The sequence below is a fragment of the Mycobacterium sp. E3251 genome (genome assembly GCF_001666835.1).
In the GTDB taxonomy this organism is placed as follows: Bacteria; Actinomycetota; Actinomycetes; order Mycobacteriales; family Mycobacteriaceae; genus Mycobacterium.
In genome coordinates this window covers 1-4,535 of the sequence record NZ_LZJF01000170.1, presented here as the reverse complement: position 1 = coordinate 4,535, position 4,535 = coordinate 1, and the positions used below count along the sequence as shown (strand labels likewise).

Here is a 4,535-nt window from a genome sequence, read left to right as displayed (position 1 = left end):
GAACCGGCCGCGCCGCCGCCGCGGAAGGACTACGTCGAGGGCATGGTCCAGTCGGTGGCCGGCGACAAGATTCAGCTCAGAACACGCGGCGGTTCGGCGACCGTCGACTTTGCCCCTGCGACACCCGTCTTCCAGGTTGCCCCGGCCACGCTGCCTGATGTCACCCCGGGCAGCTGCGTCAACGTACGAGCCACCCCGCAAAGTTCACCCGCGGCTGGCGTCACCGCGCAGACCGTCATGATCACGGCGGCCGTTGACGGCAAGTGCCCACCACCCGCCGGCTTCTATGGCACGGTCGCATCGGTGTCGGGAAACACCATCGCCGTCAACGGGATTGGGCCCGGCGGCCCCACCACGGTGACGGTCACCGACGTGACGTCCTACAAGAAGCAGACGATCAGCAACCCTCAGGCGATCACGAACGGCACGTGCATGGGGGCTCAGGGAACGAACGACGGCGGGGCGCTGCAGGCGATGACCATCAGTCTGGAACAATGCCCGCCGATGGGACGACCTCACCACCACCTGCACCTGCCGCACCTGCCCTTCCACCTCTAGCGGCGATCGCAAGCGCGGCGAAGCCGGGCGCGGCGGGTCGCCGCCATAGGGCTAGCGGCGATCGCAAGCGCGGCGAAGCCGGGCGCGGCGGGTCGCCGCCATAGGGCTACCGGCGGGTGGCCTTGGCCGAGTCAGACAGTGAAACCAAGGGCACGCAGCTGTTCGCGCCCGTCTTCGGTGATCTTGTCGGGCCCCCACGGCGGGTTCCACACCCAGTTGATGCGCAGCTCGTCGACCAGTCCGCTGCTGACGAGCGCGCTGCGTGACTGGTCCTCAATGACGTCGGTCAGCGGGCAGGCCGCCGAGGTCAACGTCATGTCGATCAGGGCGACGGTTCCCTCGTCGCCCTCTTCCACGTTGAGGCCGTAGACCAGTCCGAGATCGACGACGTTGATACCCAATTCGGGGTCGACGACGTCGCGCATCGCCTCCTCGAGATCGGCAAGGAATTCGTCATCCGGTGCGGCGGTCTCGCTCATTTTCTTCCTCCTCGAAGTCCGCGCCCCTGTCAGTGCAAGCCTTGGCCAGTGCGTCCTTGAACGCCATCCATCCCAGCAGTGCGCATTTCACCCGGGCCGGGTATTTGGCCACTCCGGCGAACGCGATCCCGTCGCCGAGGATGTCCTCGTCGCCCTCGATGGTGCCGCGCGAAGACACCATTTCGGTGAACGCGGCGACGGTCTGCAGCGCCTCGGGCACCGTCTGACCGATCACCTGCTGGGTGAGCACCGAGGTGGCCGCCTGGCTGATCGAACAGCCCTGCCCGTCATACGAGACGTCCGCGATGCGCCGGCCGTCGTCGGACAGCGTGACCCGCAGCGTCACCTCGTCGCCGCAGACCGGGTTGACGTGAGCGACCTGCGCGCCGAACGGCTCCCGCAGCCCGCGGTGCTGAGGATGCTTGTAGTGATCGAGGATCACGTCCTGATACATCTGCTCCAGGCGCACGGTCATTGTCTCCCAAAGAATTCGAGGGCGCGCCGCACTCCGGCGACCAGCCGCTCGACCTCGTCGGGGGTGTTGTATACGGCGAACGACGCCCGGGCGGTGGCCGCCACGCCGAACCGGCGGTGCAGTGGCATCGCGCAGTGATGCCCCACGCGCACCGCGACGCCCTCGTCGTCGAGCACCTGGCCGACGTCGTGCGCATGCACGCCGTCGACGACGAAGGAGATAGGCGAGCCGCGGTTTTCCATGGTGGCCGGCCCGACGATCCGCACGCCGTCGATGCCCGACAGGCCCTCGAGGGCCGCAGTGACCAGCTCGCGCTCGTGCGCCTCGACGGCGTCCATGCCGATGGCGCCCAGATAACGCGCGGCCGCGCCGAGCCCGACCACCTGCGAGGTCATCGGCGTGCCGGCCTCGAACCGTTGCGGCGCAGGCGCGTAGGTCGACGCCTCCATAGTCACCGTCTCGATCATCGACCCGCCGGTGAGGAACGGCGGCAGCTGCGACAACACCTCGCGACGGGCGTAGAGCGCGCCGACCCCGTTGGGGGCCAACATCTTATGGCCGGAGAAGGCGGCGAAGTCGACTCCGAGCGCGTGTAAGTCGACCGGCTCGTGGGGCACCGACTGGCAGGCGTCCAGCACCGTCACCGCGCCCACCGCGTGAGCGCGGCTGACCAGTTCGGCCACCGGCGAAACCGCGCCGGTTACGTTCGAATGATGGCTGAAGGCAACAACTTTCACGCGCTCGTCGAGCTCCAGCGAGTCGAGGTCGATGCGCCCGTCGTCGGTCACGCCGTACCAGCGCAGGGTGGCGCCGCTGCGGCGGGCCAGCTCCTGCCACGGGACGATGTTGGCGTGGTGCTCCAACTCGGTGGTGACGATGACATCACCCTCGCCCACGGCCCGGTCGAACCGCTTGTCGCCCAGCACGTATGACGCCAGGTTCAGCGCCTCGGTGGCGTTGCGGGTGAACACCAGCTCGTCGGCATCGGCGCCGACGAACGCGGCGATGTCCGCGCGGCCCTGCTCGTAGGCGTCGGTCGCCTCCTCCATCAGCTGGTGCGCACCGCGATGCACCGCGCCGTTGGAGGTGATCAGGAACTCACGTTCGGCATCGAGCACCTGCAGCGGGCGCTGGGACGTCGCGCCGGAATCCAGGTACGCCAACTGCTTCCCGCCGCGCATCACGCGCTTCAAGATCGGGAAGTCGGCGCGGATCGCGTCGACGTCCAGTGCTGTCCGCGTCATGCTTACGCCCCTGCGGCCGCCGCTCGCGGTGATCGCAAGCTCGGCGAAGCCGGGCGCGGCGGGTCGCCGCCATCGGTCTGCGTGAAGCGCACGTAGCCGCTCTCCTCGAGTTCGTCGGCCAGCTCCGGCCCACCCGATTCGACGATCCGGCCGCCGACGAACACGTGCACGAACTGCGGCCGAATGTAACGCAGGATCCGGGTGTAGTGGGTGATCAGCAGGATGCCGCCGTGCTCTGCCTCGGCGTAGCGATTCACGCCCTCGCTGACCACGCGCAGCGCGTCCACGTCCAGACCGGAGTCGGTCTCGTCGAGGATGGCGATCTTGGGCTTGAGCAATCCCAGCTGCAGGATCTCGTGGCGCTTCTTCTCGCCGCCGGAAAACCCTTCGTTCACACTGCGTTCGGCGAAAGCCGGGTCGATGTCGAGGTCACTCATGGCGGCCTTGACCTCCTTGACCCAGTGCCGCAGTTTCGGCGGCTCGCCGCGAACGGCGGTCGCCGCGCTGCGCAGGAAGTTCGACATCGACACGCCCGGCACCTCGACGGGGTACTGCATGGCCAGGAACAGTCCGGCGCGGGCGCGCTCGTCGACGCTCATGTCCAGAACGTTCTGGCCGTCCAGCGTGATCGACCCGGACGTCACCCGGTACTTCGGGTGACCGGCGATCGCGTAGGACAGCGTGGACTTGCCCGAGCCGTTGGGGCCCATCACCGCATGCGTCTCACCGGAATTCACCGTCAGGTTTACGCCGTTGAGGATAGGGATCTCGCGGCTTCCCTCGGGCGCGTTCGGGTCTTCGACGCTGACGTGCAGGTCTTTGATTTCCAATGTCGTCATGACGCTGTTGTCTTCTCCGTGATTTCCAGTTCGTGTTCGATGGCGGCGGTCAGGCGCTCCCGGATGTCGGGCACGGCGATCTTCGAGATGATCTCCCCGAAGAAGCCGCGCACGACCAGCCGGCGCGCCTGGTCTTCGGGGATGCCGCGGGCACGCAGGTAGAACAGTTGCTCGTCGTCGAATCGTCCGGTGGCGCTGGCGTGCCCGGCGCCGACGATTTCGCCGGTCTCGATCTCCAGGTTGGGCACCGAGTCGGCGCGCGCCCCGTCGGTGAGCACCAGGTTTCGGTTCACCTCGAAGGTGTCGGTGTCGGTGGCTTCCGCGCGGATCAGCACGTCGCCCACCCAGACGGTGTGGGCGTCGGGCCGCTGCGATGCCGGGTCCCCTTGCAGCGCACCCTTATACAGCACGTTCGACTTGCAATTGGGTTGCGCGTGGTCGACCAGCAGCCGCGACTCCAGGTGCTGCCCGTCGTCGGCGAAGTACAGCCCCAGCAATTCCGCGTCCCCGCCCGGGGCGGTGTACCGCACGTTGGCCGACATCCGCACCACTTCGCCGCCCAGGGTGACGGCGACGTGCCGCAGCACCGCGTCCTTACCCAGCCTGGCGTGCTGCGCGGACAGGTGAACCATGTCGTCGGCCCAGTCCGCGATCCACACAACGGTGAGCCGGGCGGCATCGCCGACGATGAATTCGGAGTTGTCGGCGTAGGTTCCGCTGCCCTGGTGGTCGATCACCACGACCGCCTCGCTCAACTCGGCGACGCTGACCTGCAGGTGCCCGTACGCGACCGCGCCGGCGCCGGGGCCCGTCACGGTGATGTTGATCGGCTCGGCGATCTGCGTGTCGCGCCCGATGCTCACCAGCGTCGCGGAGTTGAACGACGAAAACGCTTGCGCCGCAACGCGGTCGGTGGGTACACCGGCACGGCCGAGCCGTT

At 67.9% G+C, this 4,535-nt stretch carries 6 protein-coding genes; 1 reads left to right on the top strand and 5 read right to left on the bottom strand.

The annotated features are described in order from the left end of the window. Positions 1 to 558: DUF5666 domain-containing protein (locus A5697_RS21365; protein WP_068011962.1), on the top strand; the 558-nt coding region annotated here is incomplete at its 5' end. Between the two features lie 131 nt (positions 559 to 689). Here A5697_RS21365 and A5697_RS21360 read toward each other — a convergent pair. From A5697_RS21360 to sufD, 5 genes are all read right to left on the bottom strand, one after another. After that, entirely contained in the window at positions 690 to 1,037 is a 348-nt protein-coding gene (locus tag A5697_RS21360; RefSeq protein WP_066958214.1) for a metal-sulfur cluster assembly factor, read from the bottom strand. Next, positions 1,012 to 1,512 carry a Fe-S cluster assembly sulfur transfer protein SufU gene (sufU, locus tag A5697_RS21355; protein ID WP_068011961.1) on the bottom strand — a complete coding sequence of 167 codons (501 nt, stop codon included), beginning with the start codon at positions 1,510 to 1,512 and terminating at the stop codon, positions 1,012 to 1,014. The genes A5697_RS21360 and sufU overlap by 26 nt, the downstream gene beginning before the upstream one ends. Then, on the bottom strand, positions 1,509 to 2,756 hold the full coding sequence (locus tag A5697_RS21350) for a cysteine desulfurase (protein ID WP_068011960.1): 1,248 nt from the start codon (positions 2,754 to 2,756) through the stop codon (positions 1,509 to 1,511). Before A5697_RS21350 ends, sufU begins: the two co-directional genes overlap by 4 nt. 2 nt (positions 2,757 to 2,758) lie before the next feature. Further along, positions 2,759 to 3,595 carry a Fe-S cluster assembly ATPase SufC gene (sufC, locus tag A5697_RS21345; protein ID WP_067944574.1) on the bottom strand — a complete coding sequence of 279 codons (837 nt, stop codon included), beginning with the start codon at positions 3,593 to 3,595 and terminating at the stop codon, positions 2,759 to 2,761. Beyond that, positions 3,592 to 4,535 (bottom strand): Fe-S cluster assembly protein SufD (gene sufD / locus A5697_RS21340; RefSeq protein ID WP_068011959.1); only part of this gene is annotated, 944 nt, incomplete at its 5' end. The genes sufD and sufC, both read right to left, overlap by 4 nt.

Coding starts and splice junctions, on each gene's coding strand:
- A5697_RS21350 (WP_068011960.1), bottom strand. CDS start 2,756: ATGACGCGGACAGCACTGGACGTCGACGCGATCCGCGCCGACTTCCCG.
- A5697_RS21360 (WP_066958214.1), bottom strand. CDS start 1,037: ATGAGCGAGACCGCCGCACCGGATGACGAATTCCTTGCCGATCTCGAG.
- sufU (WP_068011961.1), bottom strand. CDS start 1,512: ATGACCGTGCGCCTGGAGCAGATGTATCAGGACGTGATCCTCGATCAC.
- sufC (WP_067944574.1), bottom strand. CDS start 3,595: ATGACGACATTGGAAATCAAAGACCTGCACGTCAGCGTCGAAGACCCG.